General features: G+C 56.2%; 15 protein-coding genes. 13 read left to right on the top strand and 2 right to left on the bottom strand.

The genetic code is table 11. The annotated features are described in order from the left end of the window. A partial coding sequence (mnmA, locus tag Q0510_RS19720; protein WP_298715549.1) for a tRNA 2-thiouridine(34) synthase MnmA occupies positions 1-1,007 on the bottom strand: 1,007 nt, incomplete at its 3' end. A 276-nt stretch (positions 1,008-1,283) separates the two neighbouring features. Between mnmA and Q0510_RS19715 the strand changes: the two genes are divergently transcribed. The 6 genes from Q0510_RS19715 to Q0510_RS19690 all read left to right on the top strand — a co-directional run bounded on the left by Q0510_RS19715 (position 1,284) and on the right by Q0510_RS19690 (position 12,280). Continuing rightward, the gene (locus tag Q0510_RS19715) at positions 1,284-2,753 is read left to right on the top strand and encodes a tagaturonate reductase (protein ID WP_298715547.1); all 1,470 of its coding nucleotides are present in this window, start codon (positions 1,284-1,286) and stop codon (positions 2,751-2,753) included. 4 nt (positions 2,754-2,757) lie between these two features. Beyond that, positions 2,758-4,152: a glucuronate isomerase gene (gene uxaC / locus Q0510_RS19710; protein WP_298715545.1), complete on the top strand. Its 1,395-nt coding sequence runs from the start codon at positions 2,758-2,760 to the stop codon at positions 4,150-4,152. Further along, positions 4,152-5,150 (top strand): sugar kinase, encoded by a 999-nt coding sequence (locus Q0510_RS19705; protein ID WP_298715544.1) that lies wholly within the window; start codon positions 4,152-4,154, stop codon positions 5,148-5,150. Before uxaC ends, Q0510_RS19705 begins: the two co-directional genes overlap by 1 nt. Before the next feature lie 3 nt (positions 5,151-5,153). Next, positions 5,154-5,816: a bifunctional 4-hydroxy-2-oxoglutarate aldolase/2-dehydro-3-deoxy-phosphogluconate aldolase gene (gene eda, locus Q0510_RS19700; RefSeq protein WP_298715542.1), complete on the top strand. Its 663-nt coding sequence runs from the start codon at positions 5,154-5,156 to the stop codon at positions 5,814-5,816. A 39-nt stretch (positions 5,817-5,855) separates the two neighbouring features. Continuing rightward, on the top strand, positions 5,856-7,163 hold the full coding sequence (locus Q0510_RS19695; protein ID WP_298715540.1) for an MFS transporter: 1,308 nt from the start codon (positions 5,856-5,858) through the stop codon (positions 7,161-7,163). A gap of 284 nt (positions 7,164-7,447) precedes the next feature. Beyond that, positions 7,448-12,280, top strand: coding sequence for a PKD domain-containing protein (locus Q0510_RS19690; protein ID WP_298715538.1), 4,833 nt, complete (start codon positions 7,448-7,450; stop codon positions 12,278-12,280). Between the two features lie 79 nt (positions 12,281-12,359). On the opposite strand, the gene Q0510_RS19685 is transcribed toward Q0510_RS19690, so the two are convergent. Further along, complete coding sequence (locus Q0510_RS19685; RefSeq protein ID WP_298715535.1) at positions 12,360-14,006, bottom strand: UxaA family hydrolase; 1,647 nt, start codon at positions 14,004-14,006, stop codon at positions 12,360-12,362. A gap of 232 nt (positions 14,007-14,238) precedes the next feature. On the opposite strand from Q0510_RS19685, the gene kduI reads away from it, so the two are divergent. The 7 genes from kduI to Q0510_RS19650 all read left to right on the top strand — a co-directional run. Then, on the top strand, positions 14,239-15,081 hold the full coding sequence (gene kduI / locus Q0510_RS19680; protein WP_298715533.1) for a 5-dehydro-4-deoxy-D-glucuronate isomerase: 843 nt from the start codon (positions 14,239-14,241) through the stop codon (positions 15,079-15,081). Between the two features lie 9 nt (positions 15,082-15,090). Beyond that, complete coding sequence (locus tag Q0510_RS19675; RefSeq protein ID WP_298715531.1) at positions 15,091-17,265, top strand: glycoside hydrolase family 88 protein; 2,175 nt, start codon at positions 15,091-15,093, stop codon at positions 17,263-17,265. 18 nt (positions 17,266-17,283) lie between these two features. After that, complete coding sequence (locus Q0510_RS19670; protein WP_298715529.1) at positions 17,284-18,054, top strand: SDR family oxidoreductase; 771 nt, start codon at positions 17,284-17,286, stop codon at positions 18,052-18,054. A 13-nt stretch (positions 18,055-18,067) separates the two neighbouring features. Beyond that, entirely contained in the window at positions 18,068-19,111 is a 1,044-nt protein-coding gene (locus Q0510_RS19665; protein ID WP_298715527.1) for a LacI family DNA-binding transcriptional regulator, read from the top strand. 8 nt (positions 19,112-19,119) lie between these two features. Then, entirely contained in the window at positions 19,120-20,307 is a 1,188-nt protein-coding gene (locus tag Q0510_RS19660) for a glycoside hydrolase family 88 protein (protein WP_298715525.1), read from the top strand. Between the two features lie 146 nt (positions 20,308-20,453). Continuing rightward, complete coding sequence (locus tag Q0510_RS19655) at positions 20,454-22,700, top strand: cation:proton antiporter (protein ID WP_298715523.1); 2,247 nt, start codon at positions 20,454-20,456, stop codon at positions 22,698-22,700. A gap of 74 nt (positions 22,701-22,774) precedes the next feature. Beyond that, on the top strand, positions 22,775-23,595 hold an 821-nt coding region (locus Q0510_RS19650), incomplete at its 3' end, for a cation transporter (RefSeq protein ID WP_298715521.1).

Genomic DNA, 23,595 nt, shown 5'->3' with positions numbered 1-23,595 from the left:
TACGTGTCCAGCTTCTTGCCCAGGCCGGCGCGGCCGCCGTACAGGTTGGCCAGGGTGCCTTTGTCTTTATAGCGCACCTTCACCACCGATTCCATGCCTTCGGGGAGATGGTCGTATTTCACGAGGTTGATGCCGCCGACGTTCATTTCGCTGCGGTTCAGTTCCACTTCGTCGCCCAGCACCACCGTATTGGTTTCCGGGATGATTTCGGTCACGAAGATGGGCCGGCCCAGCGCGATATCGAGGCCTTTGCGCTGCCCGATGGTGTAGAAGGGATAGCCTTTATGCTTGCCTACGATGGTGCCGTCGGCCAGTACGAAGTTGCCCCCGTTCACGCGCTCTTCCAGCCCGTCTACCTTGCGTTTCAGGAACCCGCGGTAGTCGTTGTCGGGCACGAAGCAGATTTCATAGCTTTCGGCTTTCTTGGCCAGTTCGGGGTAACCGAAGTCGAAGGCCATCTGGCGGATTTCGGTTTTGCGGTAGCCGCCGAGGGGGAGGAGGGTGCGCTTGATGACGTCCTGCTCCAGGCCCCAGAGCACATAGCTCTGGTCTTTGGTTTCATCGACGCCTTTGCTGATGATGCCCCTGCCGTTTTCGACACGGATCTGGCCATAGTGGCCGGTGGCGATGAAAGCGCAGTCCATCGCGTCTGCCCGTTTCATGAGGGCGCGCCATTTGATGTGGGTGTTGCACAGGACGCAGGGGTTCGGCGTGCGGCCTGCCAGGTACTCGTCCACAAAGTTATTGATGACGAAATCGCCGAATTCGTCGCGTATATCGAGAATGAAGTGCGGGAAACCGTGATGCACGGCGGCGGCGCGGGCGTCGTTGAAGGAATCCAGGTTGCAGCAGCCGGTCTCTTTCTTGGAGGCCCCGGCGGATGCGTAATCCCAGGTCTTCATCGTAATGCCGACCACTTCGTAACCCTGCTCATGCAGCATAAGGGCGGTAACGGTACTGTCGATACCCCCGCTCATGGCTACCAGCACTTTTCCATGCTTGCTCATTTTCCTATCGGTTTAGCGTGCAAAATTACAGAAAATCCCCGGAACGAGGGGCGCAGGCCTATAGATACTGCTGATAGCCCCATAGCCGGAACAAGATAAGCCCGATGAAAAAAATTCAATATGTAGGGATTTACAACGATTGATATTAGATTTTTGTCATAATTCTTTAAATAATCGTCAAAAAAGTCGCGGCCTAATTTTATATTTATCGGATATTAGCTATGTCATATAATAAATCTTGAATGCATGCTACCTCGTTTGAATAAGGCACACGTTATGAATCACCCGCAATGGGGCATTACATCCGATTACTTTCAATTACCGGAAAAGATCCTGCAGTTCGGAACCGGCGTGCTGCTGCGCGGCCTGGTCGACTACCTCGTCGACAAAGCCAACAAGCAGGGCGTTTTCAACGGCCGCATCGCGATCGTGAAAAGCACCGACGGGGGCGACGCGGGCGCTTTCCATGCGCAGGACGGACTGTTCACCACCCATATCAAAGGCATTTCCCAGGGGAAACCCGTGGATCAATACCTGGTCAACGCTTCTGTTAGCCGTGTATTGCAATCGAATGCAGATTGGGAGGCGGTACTGGAAGCGGCCTGTCAGCCTGCCATGGAGATCATCATTTCCAACACCACGGAAGTGGGCATCCAGTATGTGGAGGAAAACGTGGCGGCCGGCGTGCCCGCGTCGTTCCCCGGGAAACTCCTGGCCATCCTGTACGAACGCTACCGCCGGAAACTTCCGGGGTTCGTCATTATACCCACCGAACTGGTGGTCGACAACGGGCAGCTGCTCCGTTCCATCGTGCTCAAACTGGCGGCATATAACGAAATGCCGGAAAATTTCATCCAGTGGATCAGCCAGGGCAACCGCTTCTGCAGCTCGCTGGTAGACCGAATCGTGCCCGGCAGGCCCAAGAACCTGTCGGAATGCTGGGAAGAAGCAGGGTACGAAGACGAGCTGTGGATCGATTCGGAACCCTTCCTCCTCTGGGCGATCGAAGGCGACGCCGGCGTGGCGCAGAAACTGGAATTCCACCAGGCGGACGACCGCATGCTCATCGCCCCCACCATCACACCCTACCGCGAACAGAAACTCCGCATCCTCAACGGCAGCCACACCGCCGCCGTAACGCTGGGTTATCTCTCCGGCCTCAATACTGTATATGAGTGCATGCAGGACGGCTACATGCGCCGCTTCTTCGAAACCGTCGTGAAAGGGGAGATCCTGCCCACGCTGGAGCACCTCGGTCCGCAGGTTGCCACCTTCGCCACCGACGTGCTCGACCGCTTCGATAACCCTTCCATCGAACATAAACTCATTTCCATCACCTTCCAGCAGAGCAGCAAGATGAACGCGCGCAACGTGCAGACCATCCTCCGCTACCGCGAAAGCAAAGGCCTGCTGCCGGAGATGATGCTGCTGGGATTCGCGGGAACCCTGATGTTCCTGCGGCCGGCGCGGGAGAAAGACGGCAAGTACCAGGGCCTGCGCGGTGAGCAGTTGTATGATATCACTGACGAAAATGCCGCTGTTTTCGCAGGCCACTGGCAAAGCGTGTCGGCTCCGTCGTATCCCGAGGTTTCGGCCATGGTGCGGAACGTTTGCGGGGACGGGCGCCTCTGGCAAACCGATCTCAACCAGCTGCCCGGGTTCGCCGATACCGTGACGGACCATCTCATCGGCATGATGCAAAACGGCGTTAAGGAATATATCATCCACCATTCCAAGGTTTTATAATCGCATGAAACAATTTCTGTCGGAAGACTTTTTACTACAGACCGAAACGGCCCGGCGCCTGTATTTCGATTACGCGAAAGACATGCCGGTGATCGATTACCATAACCATTTGCCGCCCGACGAGATCGCGTCCGACAAGCAGTTTGCGAACATGACGGAGATCTGGCTGAAGGGCGACCACTATAAATGGCGCGCCATGCGGGCCAACGGCGTGCCTGAAGACCTGATTACCGGTGATGCCGATGATTTCACGAAGTTCCGCGTGTGGGCCGAAACGGTGCCTTTTACCGCACGGAACCCGCTCTATCACTGGAGCGCGATGGAACTGGCGAACCCTTTCGGCATCCGCGAAACGCTGAACGGCGATAACGCGAAGAAGATATACGAGGCCTGCAACGCGCAGTTGCCGCAGTATTCCACCCGCAGCCTGTTGCAGCACTTCAATGTGAAGGCCCTGTGTACTACGGACGATCCGGCGGACTCGCTGGAGCATCACAAGGCATTGCGGAGCGAGGGTTTCGGCGTCAAGGTGCTGCCAACGTTCCGGCCCGACAAAGCGATGGCGGTGGAAGATCCCGCGGCCTTCAAATCCTATTTAAGCAAGCTCGGCGCCGCGGCAGGCATCGAAATCCATAGCTATCAATCCCTGCTCGACGCGCTGAAGAACCGACACGATTATTTCCATGCAGCCGGCGGCCGGTTATCGGACCATGGTCTTAACTATTTCATCTACAGCGATTTTACAGAAGCCGCGCTGGAACAGGCTTTCCAGCACGTATTCTCCGGGAGGCAGCTGGATGCCGCCGCTACGGCGATGTTCAAATCCGCAACGCTGCACTTCGTATGCCAGTGGAACCACGCGAAAGGCTGGGTGCAGCAGTTCCATGTGGGCGCTATCCGCAACAACAACAGCCGTTTGCTGAAGCGGCTCGGCGCGGATGCGGGGGTAGATTCCATTGGGGACTGGTCGATGGCCGAGGCCATGAGCCGCTTCTTCGACCGCCTGGATGCCGGCAACCAGCTGGCCAAAACGATCGTGTACAACCTGAACCCTTCCTACAACGAAGTGTTTGCCACCATGGTGGGTAATTTCCAGGACGGCAGCGTGGCCGGGAAGATGCAGTTCGGATCGGGCTGGTGGTTTTTGGATCAGAAAGATGGAATGGAGAAGCAGATGAACGCGCTCAGCAATATGGGGCTGATCAGCCGGTTCGTGGGCATGCTCACCGATTCGAGGAGCTTCCTCTCGTATAGCCGCCATGAGTATTTCAGAAGAATATTGTGTAATTTGTTCGGCAACGATGTGGAAAACGGAGAATTGCCCGCCGATATTCCCTGGCTGGGCAAAACGGTGCAGAATATATGCTATAACAACGCGCAGGCGTATTTTTCTTTTTAATGCAACCAGTATCAGTCATTACTTTCGGAGAGATCTTATTCCGCCTTTCGCCCGATTGGGCCAATAACCGCGCCGCCATGTACGTAGGCGGGGCGGAAGCCAACGTAGCCGCGGCCCTGGGTACCTGGGGCGACAGCGTGGCCTATATCAGCAAAGCGCCCGACAACGGGCTGAGCCGCCAGGCGCTCGCGCAGCTCGAAAGCGCCGGTATCAAAACGGACCGGATGTTGTGGGGCGGCGACAGGATAGGAGCGTATTACCTTTCGCAGGGCGCCGACCTGAAGCATGCCGAAGTGGTGTATGACCGTAAATATTCCAGCTTCAGCGAGATACAGCCGGGAACGGTGGACTGGGACGCCCTCCTCGATGGCGCGAACTGGTTTCACTGGAGCGCGATTTCTCCCGCGCTGAACGCCAACGCGGCGGAAATCTGCCGGGAAGTGCTGGAAGCGGCCACCCGCAAGGGAATGACCATTTCCACCGACCTCAATTACCGCAGCAAATTGTGGCAATACGGCAAATTACCGGTGGAAGTAATGCCCGCCCTTACGCAATATTGCCATGTAATCATGGGAAATATCTGGGCAGCCGAAATGATGCTGGGCGTGCCTTTGAATAAAGCCGCCGTAGAACCGGATACGAAAGAAGGATACCTGCAGGCCGCCCGCGAATCCGCGGCAGCCATTATCGCAAAGTTCCCGAAGTGCGACCGGGTGGCGTTTACGTTCCGGTTTTCGGGTGGCGCCACGCATAACCTGTATTACGCCGTGTATTACACCGGCGGCGAATTGTACGTGAGCCGGCAGTATGAAACGAATGAAGTGGTGGACCGTGTGGGCAGCGGCGATAGTTTTATGGCCGGGCTGATCCATGCCAACATCCACAACTTCGATCCGCAGGAAATCATCGGCTATGCCGCTGCGTCGGCGTACACGAAGCTTTTCAGGACGGGGGATTTTAACCTCACCCCGCGCGAAACGATTACGCAAATGATGTAACAGATGACAACGCAACCAGATACAATCGTAAAAGCATTTGAAAGCACAAAGGTGATCCCGGTGTTTTACCATGAGGACCCCGAAGTGTGCGCGGAAGTGATGAAAGCCTGTTATGCAGGCGGTATCCGCGTTTTCGAATTTACCAACCGCGGGGAGCAGGCCCGTCAGAACTTCGCGCATCTCCGCGATCTGAAAACCGCTTCCATGCCCGACATGCAGCTGGGCATCGGAACTATCAAGAACGCTGCCGACGCGAAAACTTTCACGGAGATGGGGGCCGACTTCATCGTATGCCCCGTCACCGATCCTGAAACCGCCGCGTATTGCCATTCCGCGGGCGTTCTCTGGATCCCGGGATGCATGACGCCGACAGAGATTTCCGTGGCGGAGAAGAACGGGGCGTTGCTGGTGAAACTGTTTCCCGGGAGCGCGCTGGGCCCCGACTTTGTGAAGGCGATCAAACCGCTGTTCCCCGGCCTGAAATTCATGCCCACCGGCGGCGTGGAGCCGGAAGCCGCCAACCTCGAAGCCTGGTTCGGCGCAGGTGTTGTCTGCGTAGGCATGGGGTCTAACCTTATATCAAAAGAAATCATTGCAAAACGGGACTGGTCAAGCCTTTCCGAGAAAATCAAGCAAACGTTTGCATTATTAAAGTCATTGCAGTAATTTGTTCTGTAGTGCTCATCCCTTAAACACTCAACTGATATGAATTCCACTGTAATTGGCCGGTATCGCTGGCGAATTGTTGCGTTGCTGTTTTTTGCTACCACGATATGTTATATAGACCGGCAGGTGTTGTCGATGATTTCTACGGATGAAACATTCCAGAAAGATATCCTGGGGCTTTCCTCGGATCACGTGATGCAGGCCTCCGACCATGCCGATTTCAAGAAGGCGCTGGGTAATACCGACGCGGCGTTCAAACTTGCTTATTCTCTGGGGTTCCTCATCGTGGGCTGGTTCCTCGACCGTGTGGGCGTCCGCAAGGGCTTTCCTATCGCTTTGGGCTTATGGAGCCTGTCGGGCATGTTGCATGGTTTGGTGAAAAGTGCCGGGGGATTGATCGGTGCGCGGTTTATGCTGGGCATCGGTGAAGCGGGGAACTTCCCATCGGCCAATAAAACGATTTCCGAATGGCTGCCGCGAAAGGAACGATCGCAGGCGACCGGTATCATGAACGCAGGAGCCAACATCGGGGTGATCGCCACGGCATTGGCCGTTCCGGTGCTCAACCACCATTTCGGCTGGCGGGTGTGCTTTATCGTCACAGGTGCATTGGGCTTTATTCTCATCGCTTTCTGGATGAAAATGTACCGCAAGCCCCGCGAAAGCAAATCCCTCAGTGCCGCAGAGCTCGCGCATATCGAAAGCGATATGGAACAGGAGCCCCCCGGGAAGGTGTCCTGGATCAGGCTCTTCGGCTACCGCCAGACCTGGGCTTTTGCCGGCGCCAAATTCCTGACCGACAGTGTTTGGTACTTCTTCCTGACCTGGCTGCCGCTTTTCTTCGTCCGCAATAACACGCTGGATCAGAAGCTGGATATCTCTTCCGTTGGGTTCACCTTCGTATTCATTTACATCATCTCCGACGTGGGCAGCATCTTCTTCGGATGGCTGACCACCCGGTTCATGAAAAACGGCTGGTCGCTCAACCGCGCCCGCAAAACCACGCTTTTGCTTTGCGGCCTCTGCGCCCTGCCGATCTTCTTCGCCGCATATACCACCAGCTTCTACGTGGCGGTGCTTATCATCGCGCTGGGAACCGCAGCGCACCAGGGCTTCTCTTCCAATATCCTCACCATGCCCGGCGACCTGTTCCCGAAATACGCAGTAGGATCCGTAACCGGCATCGGCGGCACTCTGGGCGGCATCGCAGGCGCTATGATGACCTGGTACGCAGGCCACACCGACAGCTACGTTCCATTCTTCATCTATGGCAGCACCGCTTACCTCATTGCCACGCTGGTGATCCACCTGTGTGTGCCGAAAATGGAAAGGTCGCAACTGGCGTAATCCGTCCTTCAAAAAATACTTTTCCATCAGGCAGCACAACGCATCCCATCGTTGTGCTGCCTTTTTTTTGACCCGCCCATTATTACTTTTTTCATCCCCACGCAGGCCGATAAACTAACTTGTTTGTGATCAGGAAGTATTGAATGATAGGATTTTCTGATACCTAACTACACCCTTGCACGGCGCGTTCCGTCAAGCTTTTTTGTGTAATTTTCTTCCCCGAATAGCATCATATGTCCCTAGTCAATAAGGTAATCCCGAAAATTACCCTTTCCTGTACCGTTTTGTTAATACTGCTCATTTGGCCCGGCGCTGGCGCCTTCGCCCAACTGAGAGCCGCTTTCACTCCCAGCAAGTCCAGTGATTGCGAAAGCCTTGTCACCAGATTCGATAATCAGTCCACCGGCAACCCCGTTTCCTGGCAATGGAACTTTGGCAACGGATCCACCTCCACGGATAAAAGTCCCAGCGCTTCCTATACTTCACCCGGCACCTACACCGTGAAGCTGACCGTGAAAGACGCCTCCGGGGCCACCAGTACCGCGCAGGAAACCGTCACCGTCTGGGCCCTTCCCAAACCCGACTTCACCGCCAGCCCGGCCAAAGGCTGCATCCCGTTCGATGTGACTTTCACCGACAAATCCGATCCCTCCAACGGCACGATCTCCACCTGGTCCTGGGACTTCGGCGACGGCACCACCGGCACGGGGAAGAGTCCCGTCCATACGTACAATAACGTCCTCAAAGCCACCGTTACCCTAACCGTCACCAACAGCAACCATTGCACCGCTTCCAAAGTGATTTCCAACATCGTGGATGCCGGCGCAGCATTAACCGCCAATTTCAGCATATCCAATAAATTCGTTTGTACCGCGCCCGGCACCGTAACGATCGCCAATGCCTCCTCCGGCCCGGGAACCCTTACTTACAAATGGGATTTCGGTGACGGGAAAACCGCTACCGGCGCCAATCCCGGCTCACATACCTACACCGCCAGGGGCATTTACAAAATCAAGCTCACCGTTTCCAATGACCGGGGCTGCGTGGCCACGCACACTTCCGACGAAATCAATGTCGCCAATTTCAAAACGGATTTCCAGCTGCCGGCCAGCGTTTGCGAAAACGCGAGCGCCTCTTTCACCGCCGCCACCACGCCGCAGGCCGATAACATCACCTGGAGCGTGGACAAGGGTTACATCAACAGCTGGGGCAGCAGCACTTATTTCAGCCCCGCCGGTACCGGAACGGTGAAAGTTACCATGACGGCCGATTACGGTACTTGCCGGGAACCCATTACCAAAGACATCGTGGTGAAACCTGCTCCACAGGCGGCATTCACCACCGACCAGGCCGCTATCTGCGACGTTCCCGCAACCGTGAAACTGACGGATAAATCGACGGGCGCCACCAGCTGGAACTGGACTTTCGGCAACAGCCAGACTTCCACCCAGCAGCATCCCACCGCTACTTACAACAGTCTGGGTTATTATACGATCCGCTTGACGGCGGGCAACGCATCCGGCTGTACCAGCGTTTCGGATCAGTATATCCAGGTGCAGAAGCCGGTGATTTATGCTTATTCCAGCATCGCCAGCGGCTGCGAAGGCATTACACCCAATTTCAGCGCCTACAGCACCACCGGCGACGTGATTACGAAATACGAATGGGATTTCGGCGACGGCAGCCCCAAATCCACCGAAGCCACGCCCTCCCATACTTACAGCAAAGCCGGTTCTTACAATGTAAAGCTGACCTACACCACCGCGAACGGCTGCAAGGGAACGGTCAATCTCTATTCCTACAACAGCATCCAGGTGTATAAGAAGCCCAAACCGGATTTCACCTCGCCCCAGGCCCCCCAGGTCTGCGGCAACAACTGGGTGCAGTTCAATGGCACCACGGATGTGGGGAACCATTTCAGCTGGAACTTCGGAGATTACAACTACGGGACCTCCCAGCGCACGCAACATAGCTACCGCGAACCCGGAACCTATGACGTTACATTTACCGTTTCGAACAACGGCTGCGACAGTTCCGTCACCAAAAAGGCATTCATCAAAGCCGTCAACCCCTTCCCGCGGTTCAGCATGAAACCGGTGGATTGCGACAACCGGACGGAAATCAGCTTCGACGATAATTCCCTGGGCGCCATTACCAGCTGGAAATGGAGCTGGGGGGATGGAAAAGAAAATGCCTACACCACGAAGACCGCCGTTGTTAAACATAAGTACGACAGAACCGGGGCTTATCTCGTGAAACTGACCGTTTCCGACGGCACCTGCACCAGCACCGATTCTGCGACGATCAACGTGTATGCGCCGGGAGCCATTACCATCAATACGGATAAGTCCACCCTTTGCGGGCACGAAACGCTCAGGGCCAACCTGCTCACCATCGACCAGTCGCTGTATTATTCGTATTACGGCTACAACTGGAGTTCTTCCGACGGAACGCCGCCGTACTGGGATTACTACAACCAGCAATATGTGACGTTCACCAACATGAAACCAGGCAAAAACGCGATCCGCTTTTTTGCAGTTAACCACCAGGGATGTATCGATTCCAGTAACAAAGTGGTGGTAGATGTGCACGGCCCTGTCGCCAAATTCGAAACGCCGCCTGTTTTGGAGTGCCGCGGTACGGAGCTCATGTTTACGGATCAGACGGATATTTCGAAAGGCAAGCCGGTTAAAACCTGGTCCTTCGATTTCGGCGACGGTACGGGGGCCAAAACCTTCACGGCGCCGCCTTTCAAATACACATACAACAGGGCGGGGTATTTTATTCCGCAAATGACGGTTACGGACGAAGACGGCTGCCGCAGCTCCGCCAGCGGGAACTATCTCCAGGTAAACGGCCCCAATGCCGACTTCACACCCAGCTCCACATTGATCCCGCCGGGCGGGGATGTGTGGTTCTATAATACCACCAGCGAAACCGGCGGCTACGCAACGTATGAATGGGATTTCGGGGATGGCACCACTTCCACCGCAGACCATCCCAGCAAAAATTACCCCGTGAAAGGCACCTACACCGTGAAGCTGCTGGTGCGCGACAATAACGGCTGCACGGATAGTATCAAAAAACAGATCAAGGTGTCGAGCGTGAGCGCCGATTTTACTTTCACAACTTCCTTTGTAAGCGGCAGCGGCTGCCCGCCGGTGGTAGCGCGGTTCACGAATCGATCGCTGAATTACAGCAGCTCATACTGGGATTTTGGCGACGGCAGTTTTTCCACGCTGGATAATCCTTCCCATACCTACACCTACGCCGGGAAATACAAAGTGAAACTGAAAGTAACCGGTGACGCGGGTACTGAAGATGAGTTTGAACAGGAAGTAGAAGTGAAAGGCCCCTACGCCACCATCACAACATCTTCCAACGGCGGCTGCCTCACAAAGGAAATCGAGTTTACGGTAGATGCGGCGAATGCCGTGAATTTCGCCTGGGATTTTACAGATGGCGTGGTCACCGAAACAACGGACGCCACCATCAAACATACTTTTAAGGAACCGGGCGTGTATAAACCGCGCCTCATCCTGTCGGACCAGGCGGGTTGCAAAGGCACCGCGTTCCTGAAAGATCCGATCGTTATCGACAAGCTGGATGTGCAACTGAACGCGACACCTGAAATTATCTGCAAGGAAGGATGGGTCGCTTTTCAGCCTGCATTCAACAGCTACTCCATCGATGAACTGAAAGAAGCCGCTACATACAAATGGACCTTCGAACCAGGCATCCCCACGCAGGATGAAACTTCCGCACAGCCGAAGTTTTTCCTGGATCAGCAAAAAGATTATCACTTCTCCCTGACCACCACCACGGCATACGGTTGTACGCAGACGGTGGATAAAACGGTAACGGTGTTCCCCCGGCCGGTGGCGGACATCAGCGGGCCCTTACAGGCTTGCCAGTTCGAGGCAGTCGCATTCAAAGGTTCCGTCGGCATCGTGAACGACGTTACCTGGAAATGGGAATTCGGGAATGGGAATACCAGCACGGAGGAACTGCCCGGCGATCAGTCTTTTAACGTAGCAGGACCTTCCAAAGCCGTGCTCATCGTAACCAGTAAAGACGGCTGCAAGGACACGTCTACCCACAATATCAACATCACGGCAGCGCCCGTGGTGAATGCCGCATCCGCCTCGCCGTTCGTGTGCCTGGGTCAAAACACCACACTCAGCTCCGGCGGAGGCGTTAGCTATCAATGGACGCCGGTGGAGGGTTTGAGCAATGCGCAATCGCCCAGGCCGCAGGCGGCTCCCACCGTCAACACGGAATATTCGGTGACCGTAACAGACGCCAATGGCTGCACCAATACCGATAAGGTCAGCATCCGCGTAGCCCAGCCATTCCAGATAACCGCTACGCCGGATACCACGCTCTGCCTCGGGCATCAGCTGCCTTTGTGGGTAAGGGGTGCGGATCATTACAAATGGAACGGGGAAGGGTTGAATGATGACGGCATTCCCGCTCCGCGCGCCAACCTGAAATTTACCGGCAGCTATACGTACCAGGTTACAGGTTTTGATGCGGATGGATGTTTTACGGACGATGCCACCGTGTTGGTGAACGTACATCCCAAACCGATTATCAACGCCGGCCCCGACCGCATCGTAATGTCCGGCGTACCGGTGTTGCTGGGCGGCCCCGGCAGCGCCGATATCATCAGGTGGACCTGGACGCCCAACCACAAACTGGATTGCCCCACTTGTCCCGCCCCGCGCGCGCTGCCCGACCTCACCACCCGTTACATCCTGGAAGTGGAAAACCGTTTCGGCTGCAAAGCGACCGACGATGTGATGGTGCATGTAACCTGCGACCAGGGCAGCGTATTTTTCCCGAACGCCATTACACCCAACAAAGACGGCGTTAACGAACGCTTCTATCCCAAAGGGCGCGGCATCAAGGAGGTGAACTGGATGCGGATTTACGACCGGTGGGGCGGCCTCGTTTTCGAGAATACGCATTTCCCCATCAACAGCCCGGTGGCGGGTTGGGATGGCAGCTGGAAGAACAAAACATCGCCTTACGGAACTTATGTGTATGCTATTGAAACCGTGTGCGAGGATGGCACCACATTCATCTTCAGGGGCACGGTAACGGTGATCCGGTAATGCGGTTTGCACTGGTATAAACAAAAGCGGCGGAGCATTTGCCCCGCCGCTTTTCTATGCTTACAAACTACTATGCGAATTAAAGGCTCACGCCGCGTTTCCAGGGAATGAAATCGTCCTGGTGCAGGATTTCCGCCTTGGTGATTTCCTCGCCGCTGGCGATTTTGATCACGTAGTCGAGGATTTCTTCGCCCATTTGGGCAATGGTTTTTTGTCCGCTGATGATGGAGCCGGTATCGATGTCGATGATATCGGGCATGCGTTGCGCGAGGCGGGTATTGGTAGCCAGTTTTACGACAGGCGCGATGGGGTTGCCGGTAGGCGTGCCCAGGCCGGTGGTGAACAATACCACGTTGGCGCCGGAGCCTACTTCCGCGGAAGTGGACTCTACGTCGTTGCCCGGTGTGCAGAGCAGGTTGAGGCCCGGTTTGGTAACGTATTCGGTGTAATCCAGTACGTCGCGGACGGGGGAGGTGCCGCCTTTCTTGGCTGCGCCGGCGGATTTGATCGCGTCGGTGATGAGGCCGTCTTTGATATTGCCGGGGGATGGGTTCATGTAGAAGCCCGAGCCCACGGATTGCGCCTGGTGCTCGTACGCGCGCATGATGGAAATGAATTTACCGGCCGTAGCTTCTTCTTCACAGCGGTTGATCAGCTCCTGTTCAACACCGCAGAGCTCGGGGAATTCGGAGAGGATGGTAGTGCCGCCGAGTGCCACGAGCAGGTCGGAAGTATGACCAATGGCGGGGTTGGCGGAGATGCCGCTGAACCCGTCGGAGCCGCCGCATTCCAGTCCGATGGTGATTTTGGACAGGGGAGCGGGTTGGCGTTCCAGTTTGTTGGCTTCCACGAGAGCGAGAAAGGTATCACGGATGGCGTTGCTCAGCATATTGAATTCCGAGCCGCTTGTTTGTTGTTCGTATACGAGCACCGGTTTATTGAAATCCGGGTTCAGTTTTTTGAGGGATTCCTGGAGGATTGACACCTGGGCGTGCTGGCAACCGAGGCTGAGCACGGTGGCGCCGGCCACGTTGGGGTGGTGGATGTAACCGGCCAGCAGGGCGCAGAGCGCATCGGAATCCTGGCGGGTGCCGCCGCATCCGCCTTCGTGGATGAGGAATTTCACGCCGTCGATATTCGGGAAGATGCTGCTGCGCGTGGAGGCTTGTTTGTTTTCTGCCGCCTGGTAGGATTTGATGGCTTCGAGGTTGCCGCTTTTATAGAGGTCTACCAGGTCGTTCACCTGTTCGTTGTAGACTTCCGGGGGAGCGAAACCAAGCCCTTTTTCGAAGGCGGTTTTGATCACGTTTACGTTCCTGTTTTCACAGAAAACCATGGGGATCACCAGCCAGTAATTGCGGGTGCCCACCTGCCCGTCGGCCCGGTGGAATCCATTGAAAGTTTTGTTTTTCCATTTGCTGACATCGGGTGCCTGCCATTGCAGGTTGGCGTCTTTCTCATGAAAGGCGTCGGCATCGTGCTGGAGGTTTTTGGTGGTGATGGGCTCACCGGGAGCGATGTCCGTCACGGCTTTGCCTACGAGCACGCCGTACATCAGCACGGGGTCGCCGGAATGGAGGGGCCTGAACGGGAATTTATGTTTGGCGGGAACGTTGTGCGTCAATTGAATCGAAGTGCCGTTGAAGTCTATCTGCCGGCCGGCCGGCAGATCCTGTAAAGCCACCAGCACATTGTCTTTCGGGTGAATCTGAAGAAAAGTGTTCATGATACGCTAAAATAGACCATTTGGGAAAGCTGCGTTAATACTATCCACTATTTTCATGATTTAATATTAACGCTGATACAAAGTTAACATTTCCTTGTGCCATCCCGCCCAAACTCCCTGTTAATCTTTATGCAAACGTTTGCAGATTTGAATGAACTTATGTAACTTCCCTCCTTGAATCCACGAACTTTTTCATTACAAATTTCGCACACATCTAAAAACAAGCTAATTGATGAGCACGCATATCGAAACGAGGTACGCCGCCAGTCCTGCAGAAGCCAAAACCTGGGATACCGCCCAGTCGCGTGAAGCCCTGCACATTCCCACGTTGTTCGAGGCCGGCAATATCCGCCTGGTTTACAGTCATTACGACCGGTTCATCACCGGCGGCGCCATGCCCGTAGCCGCCCCCCTGGCGCTGGGAGCCCCCGATCCCCTCAAAGCCGGATTCTTCCTGGAACGCCGCGAACTGGGCATCATCAACGTAGGTGGCGCCGGCACCGTAAAGGCAGACGGCGAAACCTTCGAACTGGGGCACAAAGAAGCGCTCTACATCGGGAAAGGCACCCGCGAAGTCGTGTTCGCCAGCGCGGATGCGGCATCCCCCGCGCTGTTCTACCTCAATTCCACCCCTGCGCACATGACCTATCCCACCCGCCGCGTAACCAGGGCGGATGCGGAAGTAGTGACCCTCGGCGCCCAGGAAACCGCCAATCACCGCACGATCAACAAGCTGCTCGTCAATTCCGTCATCCCCACCTGCCAGCTGCAAATGGGTATGACCGAGCTCAAGCCCGGCAACACCTGGAACACCATGCCCGCCCACACCCACGACCGCCGCATGGAAGTATATTTCTACTTCGATGTGCCGCAGGGCCAGGCGGTCTGCCATTTCTGGGGCCAGCCCCAGGAAACCCGCCACATCTGGATGCAAAACAACGAGGCCGTGATTTCACCCCCCTGGTCCATCCACTCCGGCGCAGGCACCAGCAACTACACCTTCATCTGGGGCATGGCCGGCGAAAACCTCGATTACGGCGACATGGATCACTGCGCCATCACCGATTTACGATAACGCAAGCTTATGCGCAATATATGGAAGCAATGGTGCCTCGCAGGCGCCATCAGCGCAGGTTTGGCCTGGCCCGCCCGCGCCCAGGAAAGGCTGTCGGCCGACAGCATCTTTTCCTACATGAAGAAAGTAAACGACTGGCAATTCAAACACCTGGAACGCAAAGGCTGGAACTGGCAGAAGTGGGACTGGACCAACGGCGCCCTCTACGCAGGCGCCTACGCCCATGCCGAGATCGCCAACGATCCCGCCAATATCGCGCGCCTGGTGAAGATTGCAGCCGATAACGAATGGAATACGGGCCCCAGGAGGCTCTTTGCCGACGACTACTGCGTGGGCCAGCTGTATGCCCAACTCTACCGCATATACGACGAGGAGCCCATGATACGCCGCTGGCGCTCCCTGGCCGACAGTATCGGCACCCTGCCGCACAACGAGCCCCTGGACTGGAAGAACCACGTTCACCTGCGCGAATGGGCCTGGTGCGACGCACTGTTCATGGGCCCCCCGGCCCTGGCGTACCTTTCCACCGCCACCGGCGACCCTTCCTACCTTGAAACGGCCGTGAAGCTCTGGTGGAAAACCTCCGACTTTCTTTACAACAAAAACGAACGCCTCTATTACCGCGATGCCCGCTATTTCGACAAAAAGGAAAGCAACGGCGCCAGCGTGTTCTGGAGCCGCGGGAATGGCTGGGTGATGGGCGGACTGGTGCGCATGCTCGTCAACATGCCCGCCAATCATCCTTCCCGGCCCGCATTGGAAAAACAATTCAAAGACATGGCCACGCGGCTGGCGGGCCTCCAGCATGCCGACGGCACCTGGCACGCCGCCCTGCTCGATATGGGCAGTTATCCCTCGAAGGAAACCAGCGGAACGGGGTTTTTCCTCTATGCCATGGCCTGGGGCGTGAATAGCGGTTTGCTGCCGAAGAAGGATTTCAGGCCGGTGCTCGTCAAAGCCTGGAACGCTTTGCAGGAAAGCGTGCACGCCGATGGTAAGCTGGGATTCGTGCAGAAGATCGCCGATTCCCCCGGCAAAACGACCGTTGAGGATACGGAGGTGTACGGGGTAGGAGCGTTCCTGCTGGCCGGATCTGAATTACTGAAGATGACACTGGCGGAGCAGAAGTTCCCCATCACCGTGGAGCTCTACAACCCCGCCGGGGCGATAGCGCACCTGTCCGAACTGGATTATGCGGCGGTGGCGGCAAAATGGAAACCCCTGCGCAGGGGCCCTTTTAAAATCCTCAACGCGCTCACCGGCAAAGAAATCCCTTACCAGCTGATCACCGAAGGCGGCAAACAGCCCCTGAAGATCCTGGTGGATGCCCCCCTGGCCCCGGGCGGCCGCGCCGTCCTCACCTTCGCGGAAGGCGTTCCCGCCCCCGTGGAAACGAAGACATACGGCCGCTACATAGCCGAGCGCCTCGATGATTTCGCCTGGGAAAACGACCGCGTAGCTTTCCGCATGTACGGCCGCGCCCTGGAATCCGAGCCGAAGCAAAATGCGTATGGTGTGGACTTCTGGAACAAGCGCACCGAAAAAATGGTCATCAACAGCTGGTACAAGCGCCCCAATTACCACAAAGACGAAGGCGAAGGCCTCGACCAATACAGCGTAGGGTTCACACTGGGCGCGGGCGGCATCGCGCCGTACACGCCCGACAGCATCTGGCATTCCCGGAATTATTCCGGCCACCGCATGCTCGACAGCGGCGCGCTCCGCACCACTTTCGAACTGACGTACGACCCCTGGAACGCCGCGGGCAAAACCGTGAGCGTCACCAAACGCGTGTCGATCGACGCGCACAGCCAGCTTTCCAGGATGGAAGCCACGTATTCCGCGCCCCTCACGGCGGCGGTGGGCATCGTGAAGCGCAAAGCCCCCGGGGCGGAGTATTTCCGGGAGCAGGACGGCGTTATGGGCTATTGGGAGCCAGCCACCGCCCAAGACGGCACCACCGGCATCGGCGTGGTGATGGTGACGCCCGTGAAAGAAATGGCCATGGAAAAAGGGCACCTGCTGTCCATCGTGCCAACGGCCACCGGCAGCAACAAGGTAGTGTACTATACCGGCGGCGCCTGGGACAAAGCCGGGCTGATCACCAATGCCGGGGAATGGTTCCATTACCTCCGCCAGGAAGCGCAGAAGCTCAGGAAACCCGTACAGGTACGGATTTATTAAATTTGAAAAACAGGCATTATGTCCATATTTGACCAATTCAGCCTCAAAGGCAAAACGGCCCTCGTTACCGGCTGCAAGCGCGGGATCGGGAAGGCCATGGCCGAGGCGCTGGCGGAAGCGGGCGCAGACGTCATCGGTGTATCCGCCTCCCTGGAGCTTTCCGGCAGTGAGGTGGAAAAAGCCGTAACGGCTGCCGGCCGGAAGTTCAGGGCTTACCAATGCGATTTTGGGAACCGGGACTCTTTGTATACATTTATTGCGGCAGTCCAGCAGGATTTTCCGGTTATCGACATTTTAGTGAACAATGCCGGCACCATCATGCGCAAACCAGCCGTTGAACACCCTGACGAATTTTGGGATGAAGTTATCGCCATCAACCAGACGGCACAGTTCATCCTCACGCGGGAGATCGGCAGGAAAATGGTGGAGCGTGGCAGCGGGAAAGTGATCTTTACCGCATCGCTGTTAACTTTCCAGGGTGGTATCAATGTGCCGGGATATGCGGCCAGCAAAGGCGCGGTAGGGCAACTGACCAAAGCTTTCGCCAACGAATGGGCGGGCCGCGGCGTGAACGTGAACGCCATCGCCCCGGGGTATATTTCCACGGATAACACCGCCGCATTGCGCGCCGACGAACAACGCAGCCAGGGCATCCTGGACCGTATCCCCGCCGGGCGCTGGGGCGAACCGGAAGATTTCAAAGGTCCCGTCGTATTCCTCGCCTCCGGCGCATCTTCTTACATGCACGGAACGGTCATGACGGTAGACGGTGGCTGGATGGGCCGATAAACCAAAATATTGTATGTCCGTACGTTCTGAAAAAACTATCGTGGATATCGCCGAAGAGCTGGGGCTCTCTGTTTCCACCGTTTCCCGCGCGCTGAATGATCATCCCAACATCAGCGCCAAGACAAAGGAAAAAGTTAGAAAGATGGCCCGGAAGCTGGGCTATCGGCCCAACGCCATGGCGGCCGGGTTGCGGAACAACAAGAGCAGGACCATCGGGCTCATCATCCCGAGGATCTCCATGTTCTTCCCTGCAGCCATTACCACCGTGGTGCAGAACAAGCTCCAGGAATACGGGTACCACCTGATCATCTGCCAGAGCAACGACTCCCTCGAGCAGGAACAGCAGCTGGCCAATACGCTGTATTCGGCCCGGGTCGACGGGCTGGCCGTTTCCGCCACGCTTTCCACGACGGACTTTTCCCACTTCGATATTTTTAAGCAAAACAACATTCCCGTTGTTTTCTTCGACCGTACGCCGCGGGACTACCAGGCGAAAGTGATCAAGGGCGACGACTTCCTGGGGGGCTTTACCGCCACGCAGCACCTCATTGAACAGGGTTGTAAAGACATCGTGCATATTTCCGGCCCGCTTTCCTGCAACCTGTATGTCGAAAGGCTGGCGGGTTATAAAAACGCCCTGCAGCAGCATAAGATCCCTTTCAAAAAGCAGCGCGTCTTCTTCCATGAGCTGAGCCGCGAGAACGCATTGGCTACGGCGGAAAAGATTTTTGCGCAGCAACCATACCCGGATGGCGTTTTCGCCACCAACGACACCACGGCCATCACGATCCTCGAATATTGCAGGAAACGCAATATCCGCGTGCCGGAAGACGTGAAGATCGTCGGTTATTCCAACGATCCGCGTACCGAGATTGTGACGCCTTCCATTACGTCGGTCGACCAGTTTCCCGCCACCATGGGCGAAAGGGTGGTGTCCGCGCTGATGGACCTTATCCAGACCCGGCATCCCAGCACCTACCGGCACCCCCAGGAGATCGTTCCGATCCAGCTGGTGGCGCGCGACTCCAGTGCGGGATCGCCGAAAAAGAAAAAATGATCCACTGTATGAAACGACTTGTCTTAGCATTGCTCTTATCCACATCCACGGCCGCATTCGCACAAACGAAAGTGAGCAAGAAGGCCATGAAGGCCCTCGTTAAAGAAAGCCTCGCATTCTCCGCCAGGCAATACAAAGGGATGATGACGGCAGTGCCCGATTCCCTCTTCCCCCGGTCCACCAACAAAGACGGCAGCCTGATGACCGCGAAGTACAACTGGTGGACCGCCGGCTTTTACCCCGGTTCCTGCTGGTACCTCTTCGAAGCCACCGGCGACCCCGCCTTCCGCGCGGAAGCCGAAAAGCGCCAGCAGAATTTATTGGCCAATCAATACCGCACCAACACCCACGACCTCGGGTTTCTCATGTACTGTAGCTTCGGCAACGATCTACGGCTGACGCGGGACACAGCCGCACGCCGCATCCTGCTCACCAGTTCCGCTTCGCTCATCAAGCGGTACAAACCCACGATCGGCGCCATCCGCAGCTGGGACCACGCCGGTTGGAAGTGCCCGGTGATCATCGATAACATGATGAACCTGGAAATGCTCATGTGGGCGGCGAAAGAAAGCGGGGACCAAAATTTCGCAACCATCGCGGTGAACCACGCCAACACGACCATCAAAAACCACTTCCGCGACGATTACAGCTCTTATCATGTGATCGACTACGATACGGCTACCGGGCAGGTGTTGGCTAAGAAGACCCACCAGGGCCATTCCGACGCTTCGGCCTGGAGCCGCGGGCAGGCCTGGGGACTGTACGGTTACACGATGATGTACCGCGAAACGAAAGACAACGCATACCTCGACCAGGCGCGCCATATCGCCGATTACATGCTCAACCACCCGAACATGCCGGCCGATCTTATTCCTTACTACGACTACGACGCGCCGGAGATCCCGAACGCCATCCGCGATGCATCCGCCGGGGCGGTAATGGCCTCCGCACTGCTGGAACTGAGCCGTTATGTGGATAAGACGGCATCCAAACGATACTGGAACGCCGGCGCCGATGCGCTGGTGAGCCTCAGCGGCGAAGCCTACCGGGCGAAGGAAGGGGGCAACAATCATTTCATTTTGATGCACAGCACAGGGTCGATGCCGGGGAATTCGGAGATCGATGTGCCGCTGTCGTACGCCGACTATTATTATCTCGAAGCGTTGCTCAGGTATAAAAAGGGGGACGGCCGATAATATTTATTTCGTTGCCGGAATGCTTTTCAGGACAGGGAATGTGGCCATAGGGGCGCGTTCCCTGTCTTGTTTTATGGCGAACTGCCGTGTTTTTTATTTATTTTAGCCATATTCCAATAAAAAAGATATTAACATAAGAAGAGCGTATGGGTCATTTTCCGAATCTGATTGTAGACTTAGCCTTGATTTTGGGAGCGGCGGCGGTTACCACATTAATTTTTAAAGCATTAAAGCAGCCGTTAGTGCTGGGGTACCTGATTGCGGGGATCCTGGTGGGGCCGTATTTCCACCTGTTCCCCACGGTGCGGGAGGAAGGCAATATCAAGGTATGGTCTGAGATCGGGGTGATCTTCCTGCTGTTTAGCCTGGGTCTGGAATTCAGTTTCAAGAAACTCATGAAAGTGGGCGGCAGCGCCGGGATCACGGCCGTCGTGGAAGTGCTGGTCATGCTCGGGTTCGGGTATGTGGCCGGGCAGTTTATGGGCTGGAATACGATGGACTCGATCTTCCTGGGCGGTGTGTTGTCCGTATCCTCAACCACCATTATCATCCGCGCATTTGAAGAACTGGGCGTAAAAGGACAGAAGTTTGCGGGGCTGGTATTCGGGATCCTGGTGGTGGAAGACCTGATCGCTATCGTGTTGCTGGTATTGCTTTCCACCCTGGCGGTAAGCCAGCAGTTCGCCGGAACGGAAATGCTCATGGCCGTGGTGAAACTCGTGTTCTTCCTCGTGCTCTGGTTCATCGGCGGCATATTTTTCATCCCGACTTTGCTCAAGAAGACGAAGAAACTGATGAGTGAAGAAACGCTCCTGGTTACTTCCATCGCCCTTTGCCTGCTGATGGTGGTGCTGGCGGTGAAAGTGGGATTCTCCCCGGCGCTTGGCGCCTTCATCATGGGCTCCATCCTCGCGGAAACCACCCAGGCGGAAAAGATCGAGCACCTCATCAAATCCGTGAAAGACCTTTTCGGCGCTATCTTTTTCGTTTCGATCGGTATGCTGATCGATCCCAAGATGCTGCAGGTCTATATCGTACCGGTGGTGATCATCACTTTGCTGACCTTGTTTGGCAAGACGTTCAGCACCACCCTGGGCGCCGTGATCTCAGGCCAGCCGCTGAAAACTTCCGTTAAAGCCGGTATGAGCCTCGCGCAGATCGGGGAGTTCTCGTTCATCATCGCCATCCTCGGCCGTGATCTCAATGTAACGAGCGATTTCCTGTACCCCATTGCCGTGGCGGTGTCGGCTGTCACCACGTTCACCACTCCTTATATGATCAAGGTGGCTGATCCTTTCTACAACTGGCTCGATAAATACATCCCCCAGAAATGGAAAACCTCGCTCGACCGGTATAGCACCGGCGCGCAAACCATCTCGCAGGCCTCCGACTGGCAGGTATTGTTCAAAGGATATGTGCTCAACGCCATGGTCTTCTCCGTGATCATCCTGGCGCTGGGGCTCCTGTCCTCCATTTACGTCCTGCCTTTCGCAGACAATCTCATCGGCGACCAGTGGGGCAAAATGGTGACAGCGGCGGATACTTTCCTGGTGATGCTGCCCTTCCTCTGGGCGCTGGCGGTGCGCCAGATACAGCCGAAAGCCTTTGCCAACCTGTGGACGCAAAACAAGTATAAAGGGCCGCTGACTTTATTCCGGACCGTCCGCATCGGCCTGGCCGTGTTCCTGGTGGGCTTCATGCTCGACCGGTTCTTCTCCTTCACCGTGGCGGCCACGGCTACGGCGGTCATTACCGGTATTTTACTGATCATGAACCGCAAGATCCAGACGTTTTACGACCGCCTGGAAGCGCGTTTCCTTTCCAACTACAATGCCCGCGAAACCGCGGAAGCCGCCCGCAGGCCCGTGCTCGCCCCCTGGGATGCCCACCTGGCCTCCTTCCATGTGCATGCCGATTGGAACGGTGTAGGCCGTACCCTTGAGCAGCTGGGCTTCAGGGAAAAATACGGTATCAATATTGCGGTGATCGAAAGGGGCGACCGGCTCATTCCCATCCCGCCTAAAAACGAACGCCTTTTCCCCGGCGACCGCCTGCAGGTGATCGGGACCGACCAGCAGATCGAAGCCTTCCGCCAGTTCATCGAGCACCACGAACCGCATCAGCAGTTCTCCCGCTCGCAGGTGCAGCTGCGCCGTTATGAAGTGCTGGAAGGCTCCGGCGTCAACGGTAAATCTATCCGCGAATCCGGTATCCGCGAAATGGCGCACAGCATGGTGGTGGGTGTGGAAAGAGGGGAGGAGCGCATCCTCAACCCCATTTCCGACATGCGCCTGGAAACAGGAGACGTTGTCTGGATCGTGGGCGACCCCCGCCGTACTACCGCCCTTTTCCGCGTCAAAGGCGAGAAACCGCGCTCCCCGAAAATGTTGTAAATCTTTCCCTGAATTCTATAATGCCCCGCCGGGCGTTCGGTCGGATCTTTGTATCCTCTAAAAGGAAACACACGATGACGACAATGGAACAAACGGTTAAAAAGAACTTCCCGGTAACCGGCATGAGCTGCGCAGCTTGTGCCGGTTCGGTGGAAAGCATGCTCCAGGCCCAGCCGGACATCATCTCCGCTGCGGTCAACTTCGCCAGCAGTTCCGTGCTGGTCGAATACGCCCCGGGCAACGCCCACCCCGACGAATGGAAGAAAGCGATACAGTCGGTAGGTTACGACCTGCTGACCGGCGACGATATGGAAACCGGGCTGGAAGACCACCAGCGCGCGCATTACGCTGAATTAAAACAACGCACCATCTGGGCCGTCGCTTTTTCGATCCCCCTGGTAATCATCGGCATGTTTTTCATGGACATGCCATACGGCAACTGGATCATGTGGGCACTTTCCACGCCCGTAGTGCTCGTGCTCGGCCGGCATTTCTTCATCAATGCCTGGAAACAGGCGAAGAACGGGAAGGCCAACATGGACACGCTGGTAGCCCTCAGCACGGGAATTGCCTACGCATTCAGCGTTTTCAACACCCTGAACCCCGCGTTCTGGCACAGCCGCGGCCTGCATCCCCACGTATATTTCGAAGCGGCGGCGGTCGTGATCGCTTTTATCCTGCTCGGTAAACTGCTGGAAGAAAGAGCGAAAGCCTCCACCTCCTCGGCCATCAAAAAACTCATGGGCCTGCAACCGAATACGGTCATCCGGGTCGATGAAAACGGCCAGGAATCCGTGGTTGCGCTGTCTGAAGTGCAGGTGGGCAACGTGTTGCTCGTGAAACCGGGCGAACAGGTGCCGGTAGACGGGCGGTTGATCGGCGGAAAGTCGTATGT

This window comes from uncultured Chitinophaga sp. (genome assembly GCF_937874145.1).
Lineage (GTDB): Bacteria > Bacteroidota > Bacteroidia > Chitinophagales > Chitinophagaceae > Chitinophaga.
This window is presented reverse-complemented; position numbering and strand designations above follow the sequence as displayed.

Bases quoted from the DNA above. Each gene is read 5' to 3' on its own strand.
- Q0510_RS19695 (WP_298715540.1), top strand. From the start codon at position 5,856: ATGAATTCCACTGTAATTGGCCGGTATCGCTGGCGAATTGTTGCGTTG.
- kduI (WP_298715533.1), top strand. From the start codon at position 14,239: ATGAGCACGCATATCGAAACGAGGTACGCCGCCAGTCCTGCAGAAGCC.
- Q0510_RS19685 (WP_298715535.1), bottom strand. From the start codon at position 14,006: ATGAACACTTTTCTTCAGATTCACCCGAAAGACAATGTGCTGGTGGCT.
- Q0510_RS19715 (WP_298715547.1), top strand. From the start codon at position 1,284: ATGAATCACCCGCAATGGGGCATTACATCCGATTACTTTCAATTACCG.
- Q0510_RS19665 (WP_298715527.1), top strand. From the start codon at position 18,068: ATGTCCGTACGTTCTGAAAAAACTATCGTGGATATCGCCGAAGAGCTG.
- uxaC (WP_298715545.1), top strand. From the start codon at position 2,758: ATGAAACAATTTCTGTCGGAAGACTTTTTACTACAGACCGAAACGGCC.
- eda (WP_298715542.1), top strand. From the start codon at position 5,154: ATGACAACGCAACCAGATACAATCGTAAAAGCATTTGAAAGCACAAAG.
- Q0510_RS19705 (WP_298715544.1), top strand. From the start codon at position 4,152: ATGCAACCAGTATCAGTCATTACTTTCGGAGAGATCTTATTCCGCCTT.
- Q0510_RS19670 (WP_298715529.1), top strand. From the start codon at position 17,284: ATGTCCATATTTGACCAATTCAGCCTCAAAGGCAAAACGGCCCTCGTT.
- Q0510_RS19675 (WP_298715531.1), top strand. From the start codon at position 15,091: ATGCGCAATATATGGAAGCAATGGTGCCTCGCAGGCGCCATCAGCGCA.
- Q0510_RS19655 (WP_298715523.1), top strand. From the start codon at position 20,454: ATGGGTCATTTTCCGAATCTGATTGTAGACTTAGCCTTGATTTTGGGA.
- Q0510_RS19660 (WP_298715525.1), top strand. From the start codon at position 19,120: ATGAAACGACTTGTCTTAGCATTGCTCTTATCCACATCCACGGCCGCA.